The organism is Klebsiella sp. GL120222-02, from assembly GCF_003097195.1.
GTDB classification, from domain to species: Bacteria; Pseudomonadota; Gammaproteobacteria; order Enterobacterales; family Enterobacteriaceae; genus Klebsiella; species Klebsiella variicola.
This window is the reverse complement of record NZ_QEQO01000002.1, coordinates 169,630-195,060: the sequence shown is the minus strand read 5'-3', so window position 1 is coordinate 195,060 and position 25,431 is coordinate 169,630. Positions and strand designations below refer to the sequence as shown.

Annotated in this window: 22 protein-coding genes, 7 tRNA genes, 1 other RNA gene and 1 pseudogene; 2 read left to right on the top strand and 29 right to left on the bottom strand. The window is 55.4% G+C overall.

Annotated elements, in window-relative coordinates; genetic code table 11:
* Nucleotides 1-4 precede the first annotated feature (4 nt).
* Entirely contained in the window at nucleotides 5-1,048 is a 1,044-nt protein-coding gene (nadA, locus tag N438_RS06215; protein ID WP_012968682.1) for a quinolinate synthase NadA, read from the bottom strand.
* Nucleotides 1,049-1,117: 69 nt separating this feature from the next.
* Between nadA and N438_RS27820 the strand changes: the two are divergent.
* A pseudogene (locus N438_RS27820) lies at nucleotides 1,118-1,266 on the top strand (hypothetical protein).
* A 76-nt stretch (nucleotides 1,267-1,342) separates the two neighbouring features.
* On the opposite strand, the gene N438_RS06210 reads toward N438_RS27820, so the two are convergent.
* The 27 genes from N438_RS06210 to sdhC all read right to left on the bottom strand — a co-directional run bounded on the left by N438_RS06210 (nucleotide 1,343) and on the right by sdhC (nucleotide 22,638).
* Nucleotides 1,343-1,478, bottom strand: a non-coding RNA gene (locus N438_RS06210) — RtT sRNA.
* Between the two features lie 22 nt (nucleotides 1,479-1,500).
* Nucleotides 1,501-1,576: transfer RNA gene (locus tag N438_RS06205), tRNA-Lys, on the bottom strand.
* Between the two features lie 33 nt (nucleotides 1,577-1,609).
* Nucleotides 1,610-1,685, bottom strand: a tRNA-Lys gene (locus N438_RS06200).
* A gap of 146 nt (nucleotides 1,686-1,831) precedes the next feature.
* A tRNA-Lys gene (locus N438_RS06195) sits at nucleotides 1,832-1,907 on the bottom strand.
* Nucleotides 1,908-1,910: 3 nt separating this feature from the next.
* Nucleotides 1,911-1,986: transfer RNA gene (locus tag N438_RS06190), tRNA-Val, on the bottom strand.
* Nucleotides 1,987-2,136: 150 nt separating this feature from the next.
* Nucleotides 2,137-2,212 (bottom strand) — tRNA-Lys (locus N438_RS06185).
* A gap of 2 nt (nucleotides 2,213-2,214) precedes the next feature.
* Nucleotides 2,215-2,290 (bottom strand) — tRNA-Val (locus N438_RS06180).
* Between the two features lie 125 nt (nucleotides 2,291-2,415).
* Nucleotides 2,416-2,491 (bottom strand) — tRNA-Lys (locus N438_RS06175).
* A 161-nt stretch (nucleotides 2,492-2,652) separates the two neighbouring features.
* Nucleotides 2,653-3,456 (bottom strand): cell division protein CpoB, encoded by an 804-nt coding sequence (gene cpoB / locus N438_RS06170; protein ID WP_023297237.1) that lies wholly within the window; start codon nucleotides 3,454-3,456, stop codon nucleotides 2,653-2,655.
* A 9-nt stretch (nucleotides 3,457-3,465) separates the two neighbouring features.
* A complete protein-coding gene (gene pal / locus N438_RS06165; protein WP_002895068.1) occupies nucleotides 3,466-3,990 on the bottom strand; it encodes a peptidoglycan-associated lipoprotein Pal in 525 nt (174 codons plus the stop codon).
* A gap of 34 nt (nucleotides 3,991-4,024) precedes the next feature.
* Nucleotides 4,025-5,317, bottom strand: coding sequence for a Tol-Pal system beta propeller repeat protein TolB (tolB, locus tag N438_RS06160; protein ID WP_008805693.1), 1,293 nt, complete (start codon nucleotides 5,315-5,317; stop codon nucleotides 4,025-4,027).
* Nucleotides 5,318-5,449: 132 nt separating this feature from the next.
* Nucleotides 5,450-6,790, bottom strand: coding sequence for a cell envelope integrity protein TolA (gene tolA, locus N438_RS06155; protein ID WP_032734991.1), 1,341 nt, complete (start codon nucleotides 6,788-6,790; stop codon nucleotides 5,450-5,452).
* A gap of 99 nt (nucleotides 6,791-6,889) precedes the next feature.
* Nucleotides 6,890-7,318: a colicin uptake protein TolR gene (gene tolR / locus N438_RS06150; RefSeq protein ID WP_002895061.1), complete on the bottom strand. Its 429-nt coding sequence runs from the start codon at nucleotides 7,316-7,318 to the stop codon at nucleotides 6,890-6,892.
* A gap of 3 nt (nucleotides 7,319-7,321) precedes the next feature.
* Nucleotides 7,322-8,014 carry a Tol-Pal system protein TolQ gene (tolQ, locus tag N438_RS06145; protein WP_004152221.1) on the bottom strand — a complete coding sequence of 231 codons (693 nt, stop codon included), beginning with the start codon at nucleotides 8,012-8,014 and terminating at the stop codon, nucleotides 7,322-7,324.
* Complete coding sequence (ybgC, locus tag N438_RS06140; RefSeq protein ID WP_002895056.1) at nucleotides 8,011-8,415, bottom strand: tol-pal system-associated acyl-CoA thioesterase; 405 nt, start codon at nucleotides 8,413-8,415, stop codon at nucleotides 8,011-8,013. The genes tolQ and ybgC overlap by 4 nt, the downstream gene beginning before the upstream one ends.
* Before the next feature lie 149 nt (nucleotides 8,416-8,564).
* Entirely contained in the window at nucleotides 8,565-8,849 is a 285-nt protein-coding gene (gene ybgE / locus N438_RS06135) for a cyd operon protein YbgE (protein WP_008805691.1), read from the bottom strand.
* A 130-nt stretch (nucleotides 8,850-8,979) separates the two neighbouring features.
* Nucleotides 8,980-9,093 carry a cytochrome bd-I oxidase subunit CydX gene (gene cydX, locus N438_RS06125; RefSeq protein ID WP_004100325.1) on the bottom strand — a complete coding sequence of 38 codons (114 nt, stop codon included), beginning with the start codon at nucleotides 9,091-9,093 and terminating at the stop codon, nucleotides 8,980-8,982.
* A 15-nt stretch (nucleotides 9,094-9,108) separates the two neighbouring features.
* Nucleotides 9,109-10,248 (bottom strand): cytochrome d ubiquinol oxidase subunit II, encoded by a 1,140-nt coding sequence (gene cydB, locus N438_RS06120; protein ID WP_116696182.1) that lies wholly within the window; start codon nucleotides 10,246-10,248, stop codon nucleotides 9,109-9,111.
* A gap of 15 nt (nucleotides 10,249-10,263) precedes the next feature.
* Nucleotides 10,264-11,832 carry a cytochrome ubiquinol oxidase subunit I gene (cydA, locus tag N438_RS06115; protein WP_012542427.1) on the bottom strand — a complete coding sequence of 523 codons (1,569 nt, stop codon included), beginning with the start codon at nucleotides 11,830-11,832 and terminating at the stop codon, nucleotides 10,264-10,266.
* A gap of 827 nt (nucleotides 11,833-12,659) precedes the next feature.
* Nucleotides 12,660-13,529 (bottom strand): succinate--CoA ligase subunit alpha, encoded by an 870-nt coding sequence (gene sucD / locus N438_RS06110; RefSeq protein ID WP_004885990.1) that lies wholly within the window; start codon nucleotides 13,527-13,529, stop codon nucleotides 12,660-12,662.
* The gene (sucC, locus tag N438_RS06105) at nucleotides 13,529-14,695 is read right to left on the bottom strand and encodes an ADP-forming succinate--CoA ligase subunit beta (protein ID WP_002895039.1); all 1,167 of its coding nucleotides are present in this window, start codon (nucleotides 14,693-14,695) and stop codon (nucleotides 13,529-13,531) included. The genes sucD and sucC overlap by 1 nt, the downstream gene beginning before the upstream one ends.
* A 145-nt stretch (nucleotides 14,696-14,840) precedes the next feature.
* Entirely contained in the window at nucleotides 14,841-16,067 is a 1,227-nt protein-coding gene (odhB, locus tag N438_RS06100) for a 2-oxoglutarate dehydrogenase complex dihydrolipoyllysine-residue succinyltransferase (protein WP_012542428.1), read from the bottom strand.
* 14 nt (nucleotides 16,068-16,081) lie between these two features.
* Nucleotides 16,082-18,889, bottom strand: a complete 2,808-nt coding sequence (gene sucA, locus N438_RS06095; protein WP_008805687.1) for a 2-oxoglutarate dehydrogenase E1 component — start codon at nucleotides 18,887-18,889, stop codon at nucleotides 16,082-16,084.
* 505 nt (nucleotides 18,890-19,394) lie between these two features.
* Nucleotides 19,395-20,111 carry a succinate dehydrogenase iron-sulfur subunit SdhB gene (gene sdhB, locus N438_RS06090; protein WP_008805686.1) on the bottom strand — a complete coding sequence of 239 codons (717 nt, stop codon included), beginning with the start codon at nucleotides 20,109-20,111 and terminating at the stop codon, nucleotides 19,395-19,397.
* Nucleotides 20,112-20,126: 15 nt separating this feature from the next.
* Nucleotides 20,127-21,893 (bottom strand): succinate dehydrogenase flavoprotein subunit, encoded by a 1,767-nt coding sequence (sdhA, locus tag N438_RS06085; protein WP_008805685.1) that lies wholly within the window; start codon nucleotides 21,891-21,893, stop codon nucleotides 20,127-20,129.
* Nucleotides 21,893-22,240, bottom strand: a complete 348-nt coding sequence (gene sdhD / locus N438_RS06080) for a succinate dehydrogenase membrane anchor subunit (RefSeq protein ID WP_002894949.1) — start codon at nucleotides 22,238-22,240, stop codon at nucleotides 21,893-21,895. The genes sdhA and sdhD overlap by 1 nt, the downstream gene beginning before the upstream one ends.
* Nucleotides 22,234-22,638, bottom strand: a complete 405-nt coding sequence (gene sdhC, locus N438_RS06075) for a succinate dehydrogenase cytochrome b556 subunit (protein ID WP_004142216.1) — start codon at nucleotides 22,636-22,638, stop codon at nucleotides 22,234-22,236. Before sdhC ends, sdhD begins: the two co-directional genes overlap by 7 nt.
* A gap of 640 nt (nucleotides 22,639-23,278) precedes the next feature.
* On the opposite strand from sdhC, the gene gltA reads away from it, so the two are divergent.
* Nucleotides 23,279-24,562, top strand: coding sequence for a citrate synthase (gene gltA / locus N438_RS06060; RefSeq protein WP_008805683.1), 1,284 nt, complete (start codon nucleotides 23,279-23,281; stop codon nucleotides 24,560-24,562).
* A 66-nt stretch (nucleotides 24,563-24,628) separates the two neighbouring features.
* Here the strand turns inward: gltA and nei are convergent, their stop codons facing one another.
* Nucleotides 24,629-25,420 (bottom strand): endonuclease VIII, encoded by a 792-nt coding sequence (gene nei, locus N438_RS06055; protein WP_012968686.1) that lies wholly within the window; start codon nucleotides 25,418-25,420, stop codon nucleotides 24,629-24,631.
* Between the last annotated feature and the right edge of the window lie 11 nt (nucleotides 25,421-25,431).

Here is a 25,431-nt window from a genome sequence, read left to right as displayed (position 1 = left end):
TACGTTATCCCCGTAGTGTAGCCGCAAAATCCAGCATCCGGTTAAGCGGAATCAATGCCCCGGTACGCAGCGCTTCGTCGACGTGGATTTCGTGTTCAGCACCGCCCTGTTCGAGTCCCTCGGCAATGGCCTTCAGGCCGTTCATCGCCATCCACGGGCAGTGCGCGCAGCTGCGGCAGGTCGCCCCTTCGCCGGCAGTGGGCGCTTCCAGCAGCGTTTTCTCCGGTACCGCCTGCTGCATTTTATAGAAGATACCGCGATCGGTGGCCACGATCAGCTGGCGCTGGGGCAAGCTTTTCGCCGCCGCAATCAGCTGGCTGGTGGAGCCCACGGCATCCGCCATCTCGACGATCGCCTGCGGCGATTCAGGATGGACCAGTACAGCAGCTTCAGGATAGAGGGCCTTCATACGCGTCAGTGCCTGGGTTTTAAACTCATCGTGCACGATGCATGCCCCCTGCCAGCACAGCACGTCTGCGCCGGTCTGACGCTGGACATAGCGACCAAGGTGGCGGTCCGGCGCCCAGAGGATCTTTTGACCCAGGCTGTCCAGATGATCAATGAGTTCCACGGCGATACTGGAGGTAACCACCCAGTCAGCGCGGGCCTTCACCGCGGCGGACGTATTGGCATAAACCACCACGGTGCGATCGGGATGGGCATCGCAGAAGGCGTTGAATTCCTCAATCGGACAGCCCAGATCCAGCGAACACTCCGCGTTCAGGGTCGGCATCAGAATGGTCTTTTCCGGGCTGAGGATTTTGGCGGTTTCCCCCATAAAACGCACCCCGGCGACCAGCAGCGTGGAGGCCGAATGACGGGCGCCAAAACGCGCCATCTCCAGCGAGTCGGCGATACAGCCGCCGGTTTCTTCCGCCAGTTGTTGAATTTCAGGATCGGTGTAGTAATGCGCCACCATCACGGCGTCGCGCTCGCGCAACAGGCGCTTGATTTTTTCGCGATAAAACTGCTTTTCGTCGACGGTCAGCGGTTGTGGTTTCGCTGGGAAAGGATAAATCGCCGTTTCAGGATCAAACATTACGCTCATCATGCAATCTCGTTTTACTGGCTTAACTCTAAGACCGTCACTATGGCCTGTCTGCGCCTTAACACGGTCATGGTGTTTTATATGCTAAACAAGATAGCGGATTACGAGCAAAAAGTCGTGATGAATTTTGTACATCAGCCCGTATGCCGCGGACGATGCTACACATCTGCCCAAACGACCGGTTCGTACCCTGTGTAGCCACGGTAAGCGCAGCGTGACCGTGGAGTCATGCTGAAGTCGAATTTTGGAGTATGGCGGATAGCAAAAAGGCGCCTTTAGGGCGCCTTTTTACATTGGTGGGTCGTGCAGGATGACTCGGCTTCGCCTCGCCCTTCGGGCCGTCGCCGCAAGCGGCTCCGTTGTCTCACTGCGTTCGACCCGAACCTGCGGCAGGTTCGAATCGTTGAGTTCTGCGCATAGCAAAAAGGCGCCTTTAGGGCGCCTTTTTACATTGGTGGGTCGTGCAGGATTCGAACCTGCGACCAATTGATTAAAAGTCAACTGCTCTACCAACTGAGCTAACGACCCCTTGCGGGATTTTGCTACTGTAATCATTCAGGATGGTGGGTCGTGCAGGATTCGAACCTGCGACCAATTGATTAAAAGTCAACTGCTCTACCAACTGAGCTAACGACCCGCTCTGGTACTACCTGAATAATTTCACTCGACACCAATATTGAAATTGGTGGGTCGTGCAGGATGACTCGGCTTCGCCTCGCCCTTCGGGCCATTGCTGACGCAACGTTATCCTTCACGTTCAACATTTGAGTTAAATGCTGAAATTGGTGGGTCGTGCAGGATTCGAACCTGCGACCAATTGATTAAAAGTCAACTGCTCTACCAACTGAGCTAACGACCCGAGTGGTGGGTGATGACGGGATCGAACCGCCGACCCCCTCCTTGTAAGGGAGGTGCTCTCCCAGCTGAGCTAATCACCCGAAACTGCGCTGGATACTACCGATACTGCGTCCACCGACCCCATCATTAAGATGGTGGGTCGTGCAGGATGACTCGCTTCGCTCGCCCTTCGGGCCGTTGCTGAAGCAACGTTATCCTCCACGTTTAACACCGACGTTCGATGTTAAAGATGGTGGGTCGTGCAGGATTCGAACCTGCGACCAATTGATTAAAAGTCAACTGCTCTACCAACTGAGCTAACGACCCGGTGGTGGGTGATGACGGGATCGAACCGCCGACCCCCTCCTTGTAAGGGAGGTGCTCTCCCAGCTGAGCTAATCACCCGATACTGCGCTGGATACTGCTAAGTGGTGGGTCGTGCAGGATGACTCGGCTTCGCCTCGCCCTATGGGCCGTTGCTGTCGCAACGTTATCCTTCACGTTTTACTATCGCGTTCCACCAGAACGATTGGTGGGTCGTGCAGGATTCGAACCTGCGACCAATTGATTAAAAGTCAACTGCTCTACCAACTGAGCTAACGACCCACTCTGGCATCGCTTTGGGCTTGTTTGATATCCCTTGGCAACGGCGGCATATATTACTGATTTCAGAATTCAGCGCAACTAAAATTTCGATAAAGATCACTTAACTGCTGGTGATTCAGGCGACAAGACCAGAAATAACGCGATTTCTGGTCATGCCGTAATCAACCAAGAGCATTAAGACGTTTTTGCGCTTGTTTCGCACCGTCGGTGCCGGGGAATTTACTGATCACCTGCTGGTAAACCGCTTTCGCTTTCGCAGTATCACCTTTGTCCTGCATGATCACGCCGACCTTAAACATGGCGTCAGGCGCTTTTGGCGATTTCGGGTAGTTCTTCACCACCGAGGCGAAGTAAAACGCCGCATCGTCTTTTTTCCCCTTATTGTAGTTCAACTGTCCGAGCCAATAGTTGGCGTTCGGCTGATAAGTTGAATCCGGGTACTTTTTAACGAAGTTCTGAAACGCCACCATTGCGTCATCCTGGCGTGAAGCATCCTTCACCAGGGCAATGGCCGCATTGTAATCGGTGTTCGCATCGCCGGTCATCGCCGGGGCGCCTGACGAGGCCGCTGGCGCTGCGCTGGTAGCAGCCGCGCTCTGATCGCCGGAAGACGATGGAGCCTGCGTACCTGATGCTGCCGCTGCGCCGCCACCACCGCTGCTCAGACTATCTATCTGCAGCAGAATCTGCTTCTGGCGCTCAACGATCTGATTCAGCTGATATTGGTTCTCCTGGATCTGGCCACGGAGAGAATCAATGTCAGTCTGGTTATCAGAGAGTTGTTGCTGGAGTTGGGTTAAAAGCTGGCTGTGAGCATTGGAAATACGCTCGAGTTGAGTGACGCGGTCTTCGACCGAGCCTGAGCCGACACTACTGATTGGCGCCTGAGCAAAAGCGGCCCAGGGGGCCGCTATGCCAACCAGTAACGACAGACTCAATAAATGATGTCTGAAGTTACTGCTCATGCAATTCTCTTAGTAAACCAGTACGGCGCGACGGTTTTTGGCATATGCCGCTTCGTCATGACCCAGTACTGCTGGTTTTTCTTTACCGTAAGAAACGATGGAGATCTGATCGGCAGAAACACCTTTGCCCTGCAGATACATCTTAACGGCGTTAGCACGACGCTCACCCAGAGCGATGTTGTATTCCGGCGTACCGCGCTCATCCGCGTGACCTTCTACAGTCACTTTGTAGGACGGGTTGCTGCGCAGGAAGTTCGCATGCGCGTCCAGCATGGCAGCGAAGTCAGAACGGATATCGTACTTGTCCAGATCGAAGTAAACGATGTTGTTCTGTTGCAGCTGCTGCATCTGCAGACGAGCTTGCTCTTCAGAAGACATGTTGCCGCCGTTACCGTTAGCGTCCATACCAGTGCCGGCACCCAGCATGCCTTCACCGCTCTGGTCGTTGCTGGCGTTCTTGTTAGAAGAACATGCCGCGATTGCCATAACCGGCAGAGCGATCATCAGCCCTTTCAGCACTTTGTTCAGTTGCATTTCTTTGATTCCTTTAATAATCAATTATTTATTATCACAGATACGGCGACCAGGCAGGCGATTTTACCTGTCCATCAGTTGCCGGAAGACGCGCTTTGAAACGCCCATCTGTAGAAACCAGATTCAGCACGGATCCCATCCCCTGAGAAGAGCTGTAGATTACCATAGTGCCGTTAGGTGCCAGACTTGGCGTTTCGTCTAAAAACGTTGATGACAGAACCTGTACACCACCCGCTTCCAGATCTTGTTTGGCAATGTGCTGCTGACCGCCGGCCGAGCTGACCATTACCATGGTTTTACCATCCGCGCTCACGTCGGCGTCCTGGTTCTGTGAACCTTCCCAGGTGATACGCTGCGGCGTGCCGCCATTGATGTTGACTTTATACACCTGCGGACGACCGGCCTGGTCAGAGGTGAAGGCCAGGTTCTGGCTGTCCGGGAACCAGCTTGGTTCGGTGTTGTTGCTGCGACCGTTAGTCACCTGACGAATCTGACCGGAGCCCAGATCCATCACGTACAGGTTCAGGCTACCGGTTTTCGACAGCGCGAAGGCCAACTTAGAGCCATCCGGAGAGAACGCCGGCGCGCCGTTGTGCTGCGGGAAGGAGGCGATCTGACGCACAGCGCCGTTCGCCAGGGTCTGAACCACCAGCGCAGAACGACCACTTTCAAAGGTCACGTAAGCCAGTTTAGAACCGTCCGGAGACCAGGCCGGGGACATCAGCGGCTGGGAGGAACGGTGAACAAGGAACTGGTTGTAACCATCGTAGTCGGACACGCGCAGTTCGTAAGGGAACTGGCCGCCGTTTTTCTGCACCACGTAGGCGATACGGGTACGGAAGGCGCCCTTGATGCCGGTCAGCTTCTCAAATACCGCGTCGCTGGCAGCGTGCGCTGCGTAGCGCAGGTACTGTTTAGTGACTTTAAAAGAGCCTTGCGCCAGCGTTGTACCCGGCGCACCGCCGGTATCCACCAGCTGATATGCTACCTGATAAGAACCATCCGGGTTTGACGTGACCTGACCGACGACCACGGCGTCGATACCCAGCGCAGACCAGGCAGCAGGCTGCACTTCCTGGGCACTGGTCGGCTGCTGCGGCAGACGCGAGCGATCCAGCGGGTTGAATTTACCACTGTTGCGCAGGTCAGCTGCCACGATACCGCCAACATCTTCAGGCGCAGCGCCCTGGCCGGCCCACTGGAACGGTACCACGCCGATAGGGCGTGCCGAGTCCACCCCCTGGGTGATCTCGATACGTACTTCTGCGTGCAGCACCGCCGCCCACAGCATTAAAAAACCAAATGCTACTCGTAATGCCTGCTTCATCATATCTCCCTTATCCGGGCGGAAAGCCCACGATAATTTAGCAGAATGTTAACAAACTGAAATACACAAAACTACCAAAACCCCATGACCGCCCTATATTCTTTTCCCCCACTGACGCGGGGGAAAAAGCGCTTAAGGTTTGAAGTCCAATGGCGCATTTTTGAACGTTTCATAAACTGCCTGCGAAGGCGGTTTAGGGAATTTGCTCATCCGACTGGTTGCCGCCAGCATCTGCTGACAGAAAGCCGGATCGCCGCCTTCCGATTTCACACTCAACAACGTTCCATCCTGAGCCAGGTTTACGCGCAACGTACATACTTTACCCTTGTACGTATCCCAGTCATAGAGATGTCCTTTAATCGCGGCCTGCACTTGCGAAATATAGCTGGCAATCTCCGCCTGAGACGCACCGCCCTGCCCTGGTTTACTTCCTTTAGCAGGTGAAGAGCCGCCTGCGCTACCGCTGGTGCTACCTTTCGGCGCATTCTTACCCGAACTCAAATCGCCAAGCAGGTCGTCAACGCCGTCCGCTTCTTTCGCGGCAGCCGCTTTCTTCGCTGCCGCCGCTTTTGCTGCTGCCGCTTTGGCCGCTTTATCGGCCGCTGCCTTCTCAGCCGCAGCCGCTTTGGCTGCCGCCGCTTTTTCAGCTGCGGCGGCTTTTTCGGCGGCGGCCTTCTCTGCGGCCGCTTTTTGGGCGGCAGCTTTCTCAGCGGCTTTTTCGGCGGCTTTTTCTGCTGCCGCTTTTTCAGCCGCAGCTTGCTTAGCCGCCTCCTGCTGGGCCTTCTTCTCTGCTTCCTGCTGCGCTTTCTTCGCCGCTGCCGCTTCCGCTTTCTTCTGCGCTTCTGCTGCGGCTTTCGCCGCTTCGGCTTCCGCCTGTTTCTTCGCATCGGCTGCCGCTTTCGCGGCGGCGGCATCGGCCTGTTTCTTCGCGTCAGCGGCGGCTTTAGCCGCTGCCAGCTCAGCCGCTTTTGCCTGGGCATCCGCCTTCGCTTTTGCGTCGGCAGCCGCTTTGGCAGCCGCTTCCTGCGCTTCTTTAGCCTGCGCATCCGCTTTGGCTTTCGCCGCCGCGGCAGCCTTGGCAGCCGCTTCCTCAGCCTGCTTCTGCTGTTCCTTCGCTTCTTTCGCCGCTTCCTGCGCCTGCAGCCGTTCCTGTTCGAGCTGTTTCAGCCGTTCCTGTTCCGCTGCCTGTTTCTCACGTAACTCTTCCGCCTGCTGCTGCGCCTGTTTTTCACGCTGCTCAGCGGCGCGACGTGCGCTGGCCTGCTGCTGTTGCTGACGGTTATAGTTATTTACCACCGCCCCCGGATCGACCATGACGGCATCAATGGACGATCCCCCGCCGCCGCCGGCAGAGGCATCCAGATGCTCGTCAAACGAACTCCAGATCAGCAGCGCGATCAGAATGATGTGCAGCGCGACTGAAATGATGATCGCTCGTTTAAGCTTGTCGTTTTGTTCGGTTGCCTTTGACACTATCGGTTCCCAAAAACTGTTCGCCTGTACCCGCGATGCACGCCGACGGCGAGCGATACTCACCATCGGACGCCACGCGGACGCACATACCTGAAGCGATTAAATAGGTTTGGTCATCAAGCCGACCGATTTAACCCCTGCACTATGCAACAGGTTCAGCGCTTTAATAATTTCATCGTAAGGGACGTCTTTCGCACCGCCGATCAGGAATACCGTTTTCTCATTGGCTTCAAGACGACGCTTCGCTTCGGCAATCACCTGCTCCGGCGGCAGCTGGGACAGCGTCTCCTGCCCCACTTTCACGCTGTACTGCCCTACCCCGGAGACTTCCACAATCACCGGCGGATCGTCATTGCTTTTCACCGCTTGCGATTCCGTGGCGTCCGGCAGATCGACTTCCACGCTCTGCGTAATGATGGGCGCCGTTGCCATAAAGATCAGCAGCAGTACCAGCAGGACATCCAGCAGCGGAACGATGTTGATCTCGGACTTCAGTTCGCGACGTCCGCGTCCACGTGCTCTGGCCATGGCTTACCCCTTATTGCTTTCGCTGGTGGTAAAGGCCTGACGGTGCAGAATAGCGGTGAACTCTTCCATAAAGTTGTCGTAGTTCAGTTCAAGCTTGTTCACGCGCTGGTTCAGGCGGTTGTACGCCATGACCGCCGGGATCGCGGCGAACAGACCGATCGCGGTGGCGATCAGCGCTTCGGCGATACCTGGCGCCACCATCTGCAGGGTGGCCTGCTTCACCGCGCCAAGGGCGATAAAGGCATGCATAATCCCCCAGACAGTACCGAACAGACCGATATACGGGCTGATGGAGCCTACGGTGCCGAGGAACGGGATATGGGTTTCCAGCGTTTCCAGCTCGCGGTTCATCGAAATACGCATCGCGCGCGATGCCCCTTCGACAATCGCTTCCGGCGCATGGCTGTTGGCCCGATGCAGGCGCGCAAATTCTTTGAAACCGCTGTAGAAGATTTGTTCCGAACCGGTCAGGTTATCGCGACGCCCCTGGCTCTCCTGGTACAAACGGGACAGCTCGATCCCGGACCAGAATTTGTCCTCGAACGCTTCAGCTTCACGCGCGGCCGAGTTAAGGATACGCGTTCTCTGAATAATGATAGCCCAGGAAGCGATAGAAAAACCAATCAAAATCAACATGATAAGTTTAACCAGAAGGCTCGCCTTCAGGAACAAATCAAGGATATTCATGTCAGTCACTGCTTAAACTCCGCGACAATAGACTTGGGAAGCGCACGTGGCTTCATTAAGAGTGGATCAACGCACACAATGAGAACCTCAGCTTCGTTTAACACTGTATTCTCGGCGTTGACGATTCGCTGCGTGAAAACCAAAGAGGTGCCGCGCATCGAGGTAATTTCCGTCTGGACTTCGAGCATGTCGTCGAGTCTGGCGGGGGCAAAATACTCCAGCGTCATTTTGCGAACCACGAAGGCAACGCGTTCAGCCAACAGCACCTGTTGACTAAAGTGATGGTGGCGCAGCATCTCTGTGCGTGCTCTTTCATAAAAAGCGACGTAACTGGCGTGGTAAACCACACCACCGGCGTCGGTATCTTCGTAGTAGACCCGAACCGGCCATCGAAACAGCGTTGTATTCACTTTACATCCCGGTAATGCAAAAAAAGGTTAGAGCTTTCAAACTTCGCTACTATACGCGCGGGAAAGGTGGTTTGGAATGGGGGAAAGTAAACGGGGCGTAAATTTTTATGGGCTTATGCAAGCCCATACCATTAACAGAGATCTCTTATTCAAAAGAAGAAAAAGAAGAGACCCAAAGCGAGCACGATATCAGCGATAAGCGGACAAAAAATCCCCTGCCAGTGAACGGCACGCGGACGGAAGCCCACGCCGTGAATAACGCCGCTGCAAACCGCCCACATCAGCAAGAAACCATGCCAGATTTCCAGCTCGCTGGTCTTCGCCGCAAAGCGCGACGGATCCCAGAAGATGCAGCCTGCCAGCAGCAGCGCCATCAATAAGGAAAGCGCCCTTAACGGGCGCTTGTCCATTATCGCATACATATACTTTATCATTCACGTCGCCTCTTTGTTGGCTACGTCTGCTTACCCCAGTCACTTACTGGTGTAAGCTCCTGGGGATTCACAGACTTGCCGCCTCGATGCAATCCGAATGATTTCGTATATCGCATCACGATAATACTCATCAGTGTTCTTCTTTACCTGCTTTGGTGGCTTCCACGTGCTCAAGCGCCAGCGCGGTAATCACCCCAAAGGCACAGGCAAGAAGCGTTCCCAAAATCCATGCGAAGTACCACATATATAGCTCCTTACCTTAGTACAGCGAGTGGGTGTTCTTTTCGATGTCTTCGCGCGTAATGCGGCCGAACATCTTCCAGTAACACCAGCTGGTGTAGGCCAGAATGATCGGCACGAAGACAATCGCCACGTAGGTCATCAGGTTCAGCGTCCGCTGACTGGAGGTCGCGTCCCACATCGTCAGGCTGGCGTTCAGCATGGTGCTGGACGGCATGATGAACGGGAACATCGCAATACCGGCGGTCAGAATGATGCAGGCCAGGGTCAGCGAGGAGAACAGGAATGCCCACGCGCCTTTATCCGCTTTAGTCGAGACGACGGTCAGCAGCGGCAGCACCACGCCCAGGGCAGGAACGGCCCACAGCGCTGGCATGTTATTAAAGTTCACCATCCATGCACCGGCCTCACGCACGACTTCTTTAGTCAGCGGGTTAGACGGGCCGCTATGATCCATTACTGATTTCACCACATAGCCGTCGATGCCGTAGTAGACCCACACGCCCGCCAGCGCGAAGCAGACCAGCGTCACCAGCGCCGCCACCGTGGAAACGGTGCAGGTACGCAGGTGCAGTTCGCCTACGGTACGCATCTGCAGGTAGGTGGCACCCTGAGTCAGGATCATCGCCACGCTGACGATACCGGCCAGCAGACCAAACGGGTTCAGCAGCTGGAAGAAGTTTCCGGTATAGAACAGACGCAGGTATTCATCGACGTGGAACGGCACGCCCTGCAACAGGTTGCCGAAGGCCACACCAATCACCAGCGGCGGCACGAAGCTACCGATGAAGATGCCCCAGTCCCACATGTTGCGCCAGCGGGTGTCCTCGATCTTGGAACGGTAGTCAAAACCGACCGGACGGAAGAACAGCGAAGCCAGCACCAGAATCATCGCCACATAGAAGCCAGAGAACGCTGCGGCGTAAACCATCGGCCAGGCCGCGAACAGCGCGCCGCCGGCGGTGATCAGCCACACCTGGTTACCGTCCCAGTGCGGAGCGATGGCGTTGATCATAATCCGACGCTCGGTGTCGTTACGGCCGAGGAAACGGGTGAGCATGCCCACCCCCATGTCGAACCCGTCGGCGACAGCGAAGCCAATCAGCAGAATGCCAATCAGCAGCCACCAGATAAAACGCAATACTTCATAATCGATCATTTGACGACTCCTGTCTTAGCGTGCCGACTGAATAGCCGCAGAGGACTGTTCAAAGTGATAGCGGCCGGTTTTCAGGCTGCTAGGTCCTTTGCGGGCAAACTTGAACATCAGGAACAGTTCAGCCACCAGGAACAGCGTGTACAGACCGCAGATCAGCAACATTGAGAAGATCAGATCGCCTGCGGTCAGCGACGAGTTGGCCACCGCGGTCGGCAGGACCTCACCAATCGCCCACGGCTGACGGCCATACTCGGCAACAAACCAGCCCGACTCCACGGCAATCCACGGCAGCGGCAGGCCAAAGAACGCGGCGCGCAGCAGCCATTTTTTCTCGCCAATGCGGTTACGAATCACGCTCCAGAAGGAGGCGCCGATAATCAACAGCATCAGGATGCCGCACGCCACCATGATACGGAAGGCGAAGTACAGCGGGGCGACGCTTGGAATAGAGTCTTTGGTCGCTTTGGCGATCTGCTCTTCCGTGGCGTCAGCGACGTTCGGGGTATAGCGCTTCAGCAACAGGCCATAGCCGAGGTCTTTCTTCACGCTATTGAACTGGTCACGCACGGCCTGGTCGGTCGAACCGGCGCGCAGCTGCTCCAGTAGCGCGTACGCTTTCATCCCGTTACGGATACGCTCTTCGTGCTGAACCATCAGATCTTTCAGGCCGATAACCGGCTTATCCACCGAGCGGGTGGCGATGATGCCCAGCGCGTAAGGGATCTGGATCGCGAAGTGGTTGGTCTGCGCATTCTGATCGGGAATACCAAACAGAGTAAAGGCAGCCGGCGCCGGCTGGGTTTCCCACTCAGCTTCGATAGCCGCCAGTTTGGTTTTCTGCACGTCACCCATTTCGTAACCGGATTCGTCACCCAGCACAATAACGGAGAGGATCGCCGCCATACCGAAGCTGGCTGCGATGGCAAAGGAGCGCTTAGCAAAGGCAAAGTCGCGGCCTTTCAGCATATACCAGGAGCTGATAGCCAGGATGAACATCGCGCCGGTGACATAGCCAGACGCCACGGTGTGAACGAACTTCACCTGGGCGACCGGGTTGAGCACCAGTTCAGAGAAGCTGACCATCTCCATACGCATGGTTTCGAAGTTGAAGTCCGATGCGATAGGGTTCTGCATCCAGCCGTTGGCGACGAGGATCCACAGCGCGGAGAGGTTGGAGCCCAGCGCAACCAGCCAGGTGACCGCCATGTGCTGAACTTTACCCAGACGATCCCAACCGAAGAAGAACAGACCTACAAAGGTGGATTCGAGGAAGAAGGCCATCAGACCTTCAATGGCCAGCGGCGCACCGAAGATATCGCCCACGTAGTGTGAGTAATACGACCAGTTAGTCCCGAACTGGAACTCCATGGTCAGACCGGTCGCCACACCCAGCGCGAAGTTGATACCAAACAACTTGCCCCAGAATTTGGTCATATCTTTATAAATCTGTTTGCCGGAAAGGACGTAAACCGTTTCCATGATGGCCAGCAGGAACGCCATACCGAGCGTTAGCGGCACAAAAAGGAAGTGGTACATCGCGGTCAAGGCAAACTGTAAGCGCGACAGTTCGACTATATCTAACATCATGACTCCTTGCTCATCGCATGAAGACTCCGAAAATGAACCGAGAAGCTCTGGCTCATACGCATGCCCCAATACAAAAGTTATTTGTTGGCCCGTCCGCAGCGCGTTTCACCTGAAAGTGAAGCCACGCCACGACAAGGTTACAAATACGTTAACGAAAACCCAATTGATTCCCCAATATATTACGCCGCAATAACCTTACAATAAATATGTTTTTATTGTTCCAGTTTTACATTTTTCGACGGTGATCAATATATAGCGAAGATAGCCTGTTTAGGCCAATTTGACTTGCGACAATTTAACGTTTTTTGAAGAATTTTTCCAAGCATTAAGCATTGATATAAATCAATTTTTACTCTACGTGTTAATTATGTAGCTCAATAAAGAATATTGGTGAACTTAATGTTAATGTTGTGTTTAAAGTATGGCTTGCTTGGTTACTGAAAAGAGAGATATGAGAATCATAGGTAATATTATTTAACGCCGCGGGGAAAAATGAAAAAAAATGCGCCGATCCTAATAATGCTAGACTGCTCACAGTATTTTTCCTGTTTTCTTATGCCCTTCTCTTCTGTTTTTTCACTATCTAAAACCCTTGCCTGTCGCGAATTGCGGAAATATTTCCTTCAGCAACCACGCTGCCGGGATTATATTCATGAAATAATTCATAAAATCAATATGATAGATAAGGTTTTTCACGGAGCAGGCATTCCGCCGGTTCAGCGGATGTTCTGGCGAGATGGATAACGCCCATAAAAAAGGCCACCTGACGGTGGCCAACCATGTCGAAATCGGACAGATTTCTGCTTCGGAGAAGCAGAGAGGGTTTACTTGATGATAGCTTTCAGCGCTTCGCCGATATCGGCCAGGCTGCGAACGGTTTTCACACCAGCGGCTTCCAGGGCGGCGAATTTCTCATCAGCAGTACCTTTACCGCCAGCGATGATCGCGCCCGCGTGGCCCATACGCTTGCCTTTCGGCGCGGTCACGCCCGCGATGTAGCCGACAACCGGCTTGGTCACGTGCTCTTTGATGTAGGCTGCCGCTTCTTCTTCCGCGCTGCCGCCGATCTCACCGATCATCACGATCGCTTCGGTCTGCGGATCTTCCTGGAACAGCTTCAGGATATCGATGAAGTTGGAGCCCGGGATCGGGTCGCCGCCGATACCGACGCAGGTAGACTGGCCGAAGCCGTAGTCGGTGGTCTGCTTAACCGCTTCATAGGTCAGGGTACCGGAACGGGAAACGATGCCCACTTTACCCGGCTTGTGAATGTGACCCGGCATGATGCCGATTTTGCATTCGCCCGGGGTGATAACGCCTGGGCAGTTCGGGCCAATCATGCGCACGCCCGCTTCGTCCAGCTTCACTTTCACAGTCAGCATATCCAGCGTCGGGATACCTTCGGTAATGGTGATAATCAGCTTAATGCCCGCGTCGATTGCTTCCAGAATGGAGTCTTTGCAGAACGGTGCCGGAACGTAGATAACGGTCGCGGTCGCGCCGGTCGCTTCAACGGCTTCGCGCACGGTGTTGAACACCGGCAGACCCAGATGGGTGGTGCCGCCTTTGCCTGGCGTCACGCCGCCAACCATTTGCGTACCGTAAGCGATCGCTTGTTCAGAGTGGAAGGTCCCCTGGCTACCGGTGAAGCCCTGGCAGATAACCTTGGTATCTTTATTAATTAAAACTGACATTATTTCCCCTCCACTGCGGCAACAACCTGCTGTGCTGCGTCCGTCAGACTTTTCGCTGCAATAATATTCAGGCCGCTGTCAGCCAGTTTTTTCGCGCCCAGTTCGGCGTTGTTACCTTCCAGACGAACCACGACCGGAACGTTAACCCCAACTTCCGCTACCGCGCCGATGATGCCGTCAGCGATCAGGTCGCAACGTACGATACCGCCGAAGATGTTAACCAGAACCGCTTTAACGTTGTCGTCAGAGAGGATGATTTTGAACGCTTCGGTCACGCGCTCTTTGGTCGCGCCGCCGCCAACGTCGAGGAAGTTAGCCGGTTCGCCGCCGTGCAGCTTAACGATGTCCATGGTACCCATCGCCAGGCCTGCGCCGTTAACCATGCAACCGATGTTGCCGTCGAGCGCAACGTAGTTCAGTTCCCACTGCGCCGCCTGCGCTTCGCGCGGATCTTCCTGAGACTGGTCGCGCATTTCGCGCAGATCCGGCTGGCGGAACAGCGCGTTGCCGTCAGCGCCCAGTTTGCCGTCGAGGCAGATCAGGTCGCCCTGCTTAGTGATAACCAACGGGTTGATTTCGATCAGCGCCAGGTCGCGCTCAAGGAAAATGGTCGCCAGACCCATGAAAATCTTGGTGAACTGCTGAACCTGCTTACCTTCCAGACCCAGTTTGAACGCCAGTTCACGCCCCTGATAAGGCATCGGGCCCGCCAGCGGATCGATGGCGATCTTGTGGATCAGGTGCGGGGTTTCTTCCGCGACTTTTTCGATTTCCACGCCGCCTTCAGTCGACGCCATGAACACCACGCGACGGGAGCTACGATCAACGACCGCGCCCAGATACAGCTCTTTATCGATATCGGTCGCTGCTTCCACCAGAATCTGGTTGACCGGCTGGCCGTTAGCATCGGTTTGGTAAGTCACCAGGCGTTTGCCCAGCCAATGCTCAGCAAAAGCGCGGATCTCTTCTTTGCTCTTAACTACTTTCACACCGCCCGCTTTACCGCGGCCACCAGCGTGAACCTGACATTTCACTACCCACGGACCCGCGCCGATTTTTGAAGCGGCTTCTTCTGCTTCACGCGGAGTAGTACAGGCATAACCCACCGGCGCCGGTAAGCCATAGCGGGCAAAAAGTTGTTTTGCCTGATATTCATGTAAGTTCATGTGTTCAGTCCATCCTTCAGGGTGTAATTATCTTTAAACCTGTAGGCCTGATAAGACGCGCTAGCGTCGCCATCAGGCATCTCATCAACGCCGGATGGCGGCATAAATGCCTTATCCGGCCTACGGTAAGTCATACTCTTACTGACTACACGTCCAGCAGCAGACGAGTCGGATCTTCCAGCAGCTCTTTAATCGCCACCAGGAAGCCAACCGATTCACGCCCATCGATCAGACGGTGGTCATAGGAGAGCGCCAGGTACATCATCGGCAGGATCTCTACCTTGCCATTCACCGCCATCGGACGGTCTTTAATGGCATGCATACCCAGGATGGCGCTCTGCGGTGGGTTGATGATCGGCGTGGACATCAGGGAACCGAAGACGCCGCCGTTGGTAATGGTGAAGTTACCGCCGGTCAGGTCATCTACGGTCAGCTTGCCGTCACGGCCTTTCACCGCCAGCTCTTTGATATTCTTTTCGATGTCCGCCATGCCCAGCAGGTCAACGTCACGCAGAACCGGGGTTACCAGGCCGCGCGGAGTGGACACTGCCATGCTGACATCGAAGTAGTTGTGGTAAACCACGTCGTCGCCATCGATGGAAGCGTTCACTTCCGGGTAGCGTTTCAGCGCTTCAACCACCGCTTTCACGTAGAAGGACATGAAGCCCAGACGGATACCGTGACGTTTTTCGAAGGCATCGCCGTACTGCTTACGCAGATCCATAATCGGCTTCATGTTGACTTCGTTAAAGGTCGTCAGCATGGCGGTGGAATTTTTCGCTTCCAGCAGACGCTCGGCCACGCGTTTACGCAGACGGGTCATCGGGACGCGTTTTTCTGAACGGTGACCCAGCTGCGGCGCTGGTGTCGCTGCCGCGGTAGCCGCTGGCGCTTTGGCTTCAGCCGCCGCCGGGGCTTTCGCCAGATGTTTCTCGACGTCTTCACGAGTCAGACGGCCACCCACGCCGGTACCTTTGATGGCAGCGGCGTCGAGGTTGTGCTCCGCCAGCAGACGACGGATCGCCGGGCTGAGCGCATCGTTGTTCTGCTCTTCCAGAGAAGCCTGCTGGCGCTGCGCCGGGGTGGACGCTTTCGCATCCGCTTTTTCGCTGGTTTCTTTACCTGCGCTGTTGCCTTCACGCAGGCGGCCAAGGATCTGGCGAGACAGGACGGTAGCGCCCTCGTCTTCCAGCACTGCATCCAGAATGCCGTCCGCTGATGCCGGTACTTCCAGTACCACTTTGTCAGTTTCGATTTCGACCAGAACTTCGTCACGGACGACCGCGTCGCCCGGTTTTTTATGCCAGGTGGCGACGGTTGCGTCAGCTACGGACTCAGGCAGGTCGGGAACCAGAATATCTACGCTACTCATTGTGTATCCTTTAATTAATCGACGTTCAGCGCGTCATTGACCAGATCTTGTTGCTGTTTCTGGTGAACGGACATGTACCCTACCGCCGGAGAGGCGGAGGCCGGGCGGCCTGCATAACGCAGAGAGGCCCCAAATGGAACTACTTCACGAAGGTGGTGCTGGCTGCAGTACCATGCGCCCTGGTTGAGCGGCTCTTCCTGGCACCAGACAAAATCATGTACGTGCGAGTAAGCTTTCAGCGCTTCCTGCACCGCCTGATGCGGGAACGGGTAGAGCTGTTCGATACGCACGATGGCGACATCTTTTTGCTCGTTTTTGCGGCGCTGTTCCAGCAGGTCGTAGTAAACCTTACCAGAGCACAGTACGACGCGCTTCACGGCTTGCGGATCGAGTTCGTCGATTTCGCCGATGGCCGGCATAAAGGTGCCGTTCGCCAGTTCGTCCATGCTGGAGACCGCCAGCGGGTGGCGCAGCAGAGACTTCGGCGACATCACCACCAGCGGACGGCGCATACCGCGCAGCGCCTGACGACGCAGCATATGGTAAACCTGTGCCGGGGTGGACGGTACGCAAACCTGCATGTTCTGCTCAGCGCACAGCTGCAGATAGCGTTCCAGACGCGCGGAGGAGTGCTCCGGGCCCTGCCCTTCGTAGCCGTGCGGCAGCAACATCACCAGACCGCACATCCGGCCCCATTTCTGTTCGCCAGAGGAGATGAACTGATCAATCACCACCTGCGCGCCGTTGGCGAAGTCGCCGAACTGCGCTTCCCAGATGGTCAGCGTACGCGGCTCTGCGGTGGCGTAACCGTATTCGAACGCCAGCACGGCTTCTTCAGACAGCACCGAGTCCCAGACGCGGAACTGGCCCTGGCCGTTGTGCACATGCTGCAGCGGGGTATAGGTAGAACCGTTGCTCTGGTTATGGATAACCGCGTGACGGTGGAAGAAGGTGCCGCGACCGGAGTCTTCACCGGACAGGCGCACCGGAATGCCTTCGTCAACCAGGGTGGCATAAGCCAGGTTTTCAGCGCCGCCCCAATCGAACAGCTTCTCGCCGGCGGCCATCAGTTGGCGATCGCCGTAGATTTTCGCTACACGGGACTGCATTTCGATACCTTCCGGCACCGTACTGATGCGTTTAGCCAGCTCTTGCAGACGTTTCGGATCCACTTTATCCGGATAGCTCTCGTCCCACTCGTGGTTGAGGTAGGGAGACCAGGTAAAGGAGTGCATATTCATCGGACGCCACTCCTCTACCACGCATTCGCCGGCATCCAGCGCATCGCGGTAAAGGTTAACCTGCTCAGTCGCGTCTTCCAGCGTCGCAACTTTCTCCTGCTCCAGCTTGTCAGCATAGATTTTGCGCGGGGTCGGATGCTTTTTGATTTTCTGGTACATCAGCGGCTGGGTTGCGCTCGGCTCGTCGGCTTCGTTATGGCCGTGACGGCGGTAGCACACCAGGTCGATAAAGACATCGCGTTTGAAGGTATTACGGAAATCCAGCGCCAGACGGGTAACGAAAGCAACGGCTTCCGGGTCATCCGCGTTAACGTGGAAAATCGGCGCCTGAACCATCTTACCGATATCGGTACAGTATGGCGTAGAACGCGCATCCAGCGGGTTGGAGGTGGTAAAGCCAACCTGGTTGTTGATAACGATACGCACGGTACCGCCGACTTCGTAACCGCGGGCTTTCGACATGTTCAGGGTTTCCTGAACCACGCCCTGGCCGGTAACGGCGGCGTCGCCGTGGATGGTAATAGGCAGAACTTTGTTGCTGCTTGGCTCGTCCAGACGATCCAGACGGGCGCGTACGGAACCGATAACCACCGGGCTAACGATCTCCAGGTGCGACGGGTTAAACGCCAGCGCCAGGTGGACCAGACCGCCTTCGGTTTCCATATCGGAAGAGAAGCCCATGTGGTACTTCACGTCGCCGGTGCCGAGGTGTTCTTTATGTTTGCCCGCGAACTCGTCGAACAGGTCCTGCGGTTTTTTACCCAGCACGTTGACCAGCACGTTCAGACGGCCACGGTGCGCCATGCCCAGCACCACTTCGCGGGTGCCGCTTTTGCCTGCATGGCGGATCATCTCTTTGAGCATCGGGATCAGGGCATCACCCCCTTCCAGCGAGAAGCGTTTCGCCCCCGGGAATTTGGCGCCGAGGTAGCGTTCCAGCCCTTCTGCAGCGGTCAGTTCACTGAGGAAGCGCTTTTTCTCTGCCGCGGTGAAGCTCGCTTTACCGGCTACCGATTCAATACGCTGCTGGATCCAGCGTTTTTCCTCAGTAGAGGTGATATGCATGTATTCCGCGCCGATGGAGCCGCAGTAGGTTTGCTTGAGGGCGGCAATCAGGTCGCCCAGCTTCATCGTGTCTTTACCGATGGCGAATGAACCTACGTTATAGCTATCCTGGAAATCGGCCTCGGTCAGATCGTGGTAGGCCGGATCAAGATCCGCCACTCTCTCTTGCTTCCACAGTCCCAGCGGATCGAGATTCGCATGCTGGTGGCCACGGAAACGGTATGCGTTGATGAGCTGCAGGACTTTAACCTGCTTCACATTGGTGTCAGGGTCGGAAATCGAAGAAGTGTAACGTGAGGCATCCTTCGCCAGTCGACGGAAATAATCACGTGTTTTGGAATGGAATTGATCCGGTTTAACTCCGGTGCCAGGTAACTGCTGGAACATCGAACGCCAGTTGGCGTCAACAGAGTCAGGATCGGTTAAGAAGTCTTCATAGAGCTGTTCTATCCAGCTCTGGTTCGAACCAGAGAGGAAAGAAGAGTCCAGCCAGGCTTTCATTGCGCCGTTCTGCATCGTGATCCCTTAAGCACTTTTATGCTTATTTCGCCGTAGAAACTACCACGCACACCGAGTGCACGTGCCGGGGTTCACTTGTTGCGGACGAGTTGTGGTTTCTATCCGCTAAGGAACCTTTAAAAACTGCCATTAATCTTCAGCGTTCAGGCTGCGGTTGTGTTGGCTGCCTTCGCTTACCCCGGTCACATAGTTCACTATGCTCCCGGGGATGCGCTCAGTTGCCGCCTTACCTCGCACTGAACGCCTCGATTACTGGTACATCTTGTGGCGGTTTTTAAAGATTTCCTGCTATCCCCTTCATACTTCAAGTTACATGTGCGTTGGCTTTCCTCACTCACCCCAGTCACTTACTTGAGTAAGCTCCTGGGGATTCGCTGCGTCGCCGCCTTCCTGTAACTCGAATTATTTAGGGTATTCATTTCCCGGTGGCACAAACGCTACCGGGGTTACTGCTTTGGTAGCCCGGATAAGCGCAAGCGCCATCCGGGACAGACCGTGTTGCTTACGCGCTGCGCTGCAGCAGCATCGACTTAATATGGCCGATGGCGCGCGTCGGGTTAAGCCCTTTAGGACACACACTGACGCAGTTCATAATGCTGTGACAGCGGAATACGCTGAAAGCATCGCTCAGGCCTTCCAGGCGCTCGCTGGTTTCGGTATCGCGACTGTCGATCAGGAAGCGATACGCGGCCAGCAGGCCAGCCGGGCCGATGAACTTGTCCGGGTTCCACCAGAACGACGGGCACGAGGTTGAACAACATGCGCACAGAATACACTCGTACAGACCATCGAGTTTCTCACGCTGCTCAGGCATCTGCAGATGCTCGCGAGCCGGAGGATTTTGCCCATTATTCAACAAGTAAGGCTTAATCTTCTCATATTGTGCATAGAATTGCCCCATGTCCACCACCAAATCACGGATAACCGGTAATCCTGGCAGCGGACGGATAACAATCTTCTTGCCCGGCTGATTCAGCGCGGAGATTGGCGTGATGCACGCCAGACCGTTTTTCCCGTTCATGTTCAGACCATCGGAACCGCAAACCCCTTCACGGCAGGAGCGGCGGAACGACAGCGACGGATCTTTTTCTTTCAGCTGGATCAGCGCATCCAGCAGCATCATGTCACGACCTTCTTCCGCTTCGAGGGTGTAATCCTGCATATGCGGAGCGTCGTCAACATCCGGGTTATAGCGATAAATTGAAAACTCGAGTTTCATTTTCCTGTCTCCGCATTAGTAAGTACGAATCTTCGGCGGGAATGCCGGACGCAGTTTCGGTTCCATGTTGACGCTACGACGCGTCATGGATTCCGACTCTGGCAGATACAGGGAATGGCACAGCCAGTTTTCATCATCACGATCCGGGAAGTCGAAGCGGCTATGGGCGCCACGGCTTTCAGTACGGAAGTTAGCGGACACGGCGGTCGCAAACGCGGTCTCCATCAGGTTGTCCAACTCCAGGCACTCGACGCGCTGGGTGTTGAACTCGCTGGAAGTATCGTCGAGACGCGCGTTTTTCAGGCGCTCGCGGATCACTTTCAGTTGCTCCAGACCTTTGTGCATCGCATCGCCTTCGCGGAACACCGAGAAGTTGTGCTGCATACATTCCTGCAGTGCTTTGCGGATTTCCACCGGGTCTTCGCCGGAGCGGGTATTGTTCCAGCGATTGAGGCGGTCCAGCGAGCCTTCGACATCCGATTCGCTGGCGTCGCGTAGCGTGCCCTGCTCGGCGATGGACTCCTGCAGATGCAGGCCCGCCGCGCGGCCGAAGACCACCAGGTCGAGCAGCGAGTTGCCGCCCAGACGGTTGGCGCCGTGGACCGATACGCAGGCAATTTCGCCTACCGCGAACAGGCCCGGGATCACCACGTCTTCGCCCTTCTCATTCACGGTCAGCGCCTGACCGGTGACTTTGGTCGGGATACCACCCATCATGTAGTGGCAGGTTGGGATAACCGGGATTGGCTCTTTCACCGGATCGACGTGAGCAAAGGTACGGGACAGCTCAAGGATACCTGGCAGACGAGATTCCAGAACCTCTTTACCCAGGTGATCCAGTTTCAGTTTCGCATGCGGGCCCCACGGACCATCGCAGCCGCGGCCTTCGCGAATTTCGATCATGATGGAACGCGCCACCACGTCACGACCCGCCAGGTCTTTGGCGTTCGGGGCATAACGCTCCATAAAGCGCTCGCCGTGTTTGTTCAGCAGGTAACCGCCTTCGCCGCGGCAACCTTCGGTGACCAGCACCCCTGCCCCGGCGATGCCGGTCGGGTGGAACTGCCACATTTCCATATCCTGCACCGGAACGCCGGCGCGGATGGCCATCCCGACGCCGTCACCGGTGTTGATGTGGGCGTTGGTGGTGGACTGATAAATACGGCCTGCGCCGCCGGTCGCCAGCACGGTGGCGCGGGCTTTAAAGTAGACCACTTCGCCGGTCTCGATGCACAGGGCGGTACAACCGACCACCGCGCCGTCCTGGTTTTTCACCAAATCGAGGGCATACCATTCGGAGAAAATAGTGGTGTGGTTTTTCAGGTTCTGTTGATACAGGGTGTGCAACAGCGCGTGGCCGGTACGGTCAGCCGCCGCCGCGGTGCGTGCCGCTTGCTCGCCGCCGAAGTTTTTCGACTGGCCGCCGAACGGGCGCTGATAAATACGGCCGTCGTCAAGACGGGAGAACGGCAGGCCCATATGTTCCAGCTCAAGAATCGCTTCCGGGCCGGTCTTACACATATATTCGATGGCGTCCTGGTCGCCAATATAGTCCGACCCTTTTACGGTGTCGTACATATGCCATTCCCAGTTATCTTCATGGGAGTTACCGAGCGCGACGGTGATACCACCCTGCGCGGATACGGTATGGGAACGGGTAGGGAACACTTTGGAGAGCAGTGCACAGGTCTGTCCGCTCTGGGAAATTTGCAGCGCCGCGCGCATACCTGCGCCGCCGGCACCGATAACAACAGCATCAAACTCTCTGACTGGCAATTTCATTACACACCCCACACCACAACAAATCCATAAAGAACGTAAGCCACCAGCGCCACAACGATAGCCAGTTGCAGAACCAGGCGCAGAGCCAGTGGTTTAACGTAGTCCGTTAACACCTGCCACATCCCGATCCAGGCATGGATGAGAATGGAGACGAGAGCCAGCAGAGTGAAGACTTTAGTGAAGCCGGAGGCAAAGAATCCGGTCCACACTTCCCATGAGATTTCACCGGTGGTGGCGAAGAAGCCAACCATGTAGATGATGTAGAGGGTCAGAACGATGGCGGTAGCACGGACCAGAATAAAGTCATGTACGCCGTTGCGTCCCAGTGCTGAGGCGTTGCTTACCATACGAGGACTCCTGCGAGAAGTGAAAGCACGACAGTAATAACAAAAGAGATTTTGGCGGAACGTTTCCCTGCTTCGAGGGTTTCGTCCAGGTAGCCAAAGTCCATCATCAGATGGCGGATACCGACAACGACATGATAGGCCAGTGCGGTGAGAATGCCCCACATGATGAACTTCACAAAGAAGCTATCCATGATCGAGGCCGCCGTCAGAAAACCTTCAGGGGAGGAAAGGCTGGTGCCCAGCAACCAAAGCAGAATTCCGACCGCCACGAAGGTGATGACACCGGAAACGCGATGGAGAATGGACGCTATCGCCGTGATTGGGAACCGTATCGTTTGTAGATCCAGATTGACAGGTCTTTGTTTTTTCACATTTCTTACCATGAATAACGCCCACATGCTGTTCTTATTGTTTCCTTCCTCCGGTCTGCTTGCGGGTCAGACAGCGTCCTTTCTATAACCAGAAGTCATGTTAAAACGTCTTTTCAGGCATTAAAACATCACTAAACAACGCTGGGTGGCTCGGGATTGCAGGGTGTTCCGGAGACCTGGCCGCAGTATAGGCCGTTCACAAAATCATTACAATTAACCTACATATAGTTTGTTGGGTTTTCTCCGGAACAGTGATCAAGGTCACGATAACAACATTTTTTTAATTTTTAATCACCTGATTTGACAAATATTAAACATTCTTGTTACAACCATTACCAGTTAAATGCAATAATGCTCAAAAGTTATGGGGTCACTCTTTCACCTGAGAATAAGTTATGTAACAGTGTGTCAGTATTGACCGATGTAATCAGGACAGTTATTAGTGGTATACAGGTTTTAATATTCGGACTGCTAAAACGCTGATTTGCTGTTGTTTCACCGCAGCCCTGAAGGACGTACCATCAAGCGCCGTTGCTCTGTACCCTGCCCTTTTCGCTGACGCAGAGCTGTGTGCAACATAACAAACTGGTAACGTATGCAGGCGCGGGCCGAAAGCAAATCCACCACCCGGCAGTCTTAAGCAATAAAGGCGCTAAGGAGACCATAAATGTCTGATGCTAAAGCAAAAATCACCCTGGGTGGTGACACTGCTATTGAACTGGATGTGCTAAAAGGCACGCTCGGTCAGGATGTTATTGATATTCGTAGTCTTGGTTCAAAAGGCGTATTTACTTTTGACCCAGGTTTCACATCCACCGCTTCTTGTGAATCTAAAATTACGTTTATCGATGGTGACGAGGGGATCCTGCTGCACCGCGGCTTCCCGATCGACCAGTTAGCGACCGAATCTAACTATCTCGAAGTATGTTATATTCTGCTGTACGGTGAAAAACCGACTCAGGCCGAATATGACGAATTCAAAACCACCGTCACCCGCCACACCATGATTCATGAGCAGATCACGCGTCTGTTCCATGCATTCCGTCGCGATTCCCACCCGATGGCCGTGATGTGCGGGATCACCGGCGCCCTGGCGGCGTTCTATCATGACTCCCTCGACGTGAATAACCCACGTCACCGCGAGATTGCTGCCTACCGTCTGCTGTCCAAAATGCCAACCATGGCAGCCATGTGTTACAAGTATTCTATCGGCCAGCCGTTTGTTTATCCGCGCAACGACCTCTCCTACGCCGGCAACTTCCTGCGCATGATGTTCGCGACACCGTGCGAAGAGTATGAAGTCAATCCGGTGCTTGAACGCGCGATGGATCGTATTCTGATCCTGCACGCCGATCACGAGCAGAACGCGTCGACCTCGACGGTACGTACCGCCGGCTCCTCCGGCGCTAACCCGTTCGCCTGTATCGCTGCTGGCATCGCCTCCCTGTGGGGACCGGCGCACGGCGGCGCCAACGAAGCGGCGCTGAAGATGCTGGAAGAGATCAGCTCCGTTGAGCACATTCCGGAATTTGTTCGTCGTGCGAAAGACAAGAATGACTCTTTCCGCCTGATGGGCTTCGGCCATCGTGTTTACAAAAACTACGACCCGCGCGCCACCGTGATGCGTGAAACCTGCCATGAAGTGCTGAAAGAGCTGGGCACCAAAGACGATCTGCTGCAGGTAGCCATGGAGCTGGAGCATATCGCGCTGAACGACCCGTACTTCATCGAGAAGAAACTCTACCCGAACGTCGACTTCTACTCCGGTATCATCCTGAAAGCGATGGGTATTCCGTCCTCCATGTTTACCGTTATCTTCGCCATGGCGCGTACCGTGGGCTGGATTGCGCACTGGAACGAAATGCACAGCGATGGCATGAAGATCGCCCGTCCGCGTCAGCTGTACACTGGCTACACCAAACGCGATTACCAGTCCGACATTAAGCGCTAATCTTGCCGTCCGGATGAAAAAAAACGCGCCACCTGGCGCGTTTTTTTATCTGCCTGACTGCCGGGCTTAATGCTGGCATCCGGGACACCAGTAAAACGGCCGCGAGGAGAGTGTCGTCTTCTCAATCACGCCCCCACAGCGCTCGCACCTTTCCCCGTCGCGATGGAAGACCTTAAAGCGAAACAGCGCGCCGTGATGCTTGTTGTCATCGGCCTGGCCGCGGGTGTGATACGACAACCGCGGAATAGCCAGCAGCGCGTGCGCCAGCGCATCCAGCTGACTATCGCTCAGTTCAGCGGCTTTACGCTTTCCGCTTAATCCCACCTGCCAGAGGATCTCCACCCGCAGATAGTTACCGAGCCCGGCCAGAAAAGCCTGATCCAGCAGCAGGCCGGAAAACTGACGATGGCGGAATTTGGCCGACAGCAGCCGCGCTTTCACCTCCTCCACGGTTAACGTCATATCCAGCACATCTGGCCCCACGCGCAGTAAAAACGGGTGATGGGCAACCTGCTCCGCCGTGAGCATCTCGATGTCCGAGGCGCTATAGAGCAAAATCGCCTTGCGGGCGGTCTGCAGCCTGACGCGCAGCACCCGGTTAGAGGCGGGCTGTTCCCCGGCGTCAACCACGCGCCAGACACCGTACAGCTGATTATGGCTGTACAGGGTCAGCCCGCCGGAGAAGTGTGTTAACAGGGCCTTACCGCGGGTGGCGATATGGGTCACCCGCTGGCCAATCAACAGGCTTTGATAGGGTTGCAACTGCGGAAAGGCGAACCAGGCATCGGTTAAGGGTTGGCCTTTGATTGCCGCCTCCAGTTTATCCGCCGCGCGGCGGATCTCCGGACCTTCCGGCATACTGTCATCCT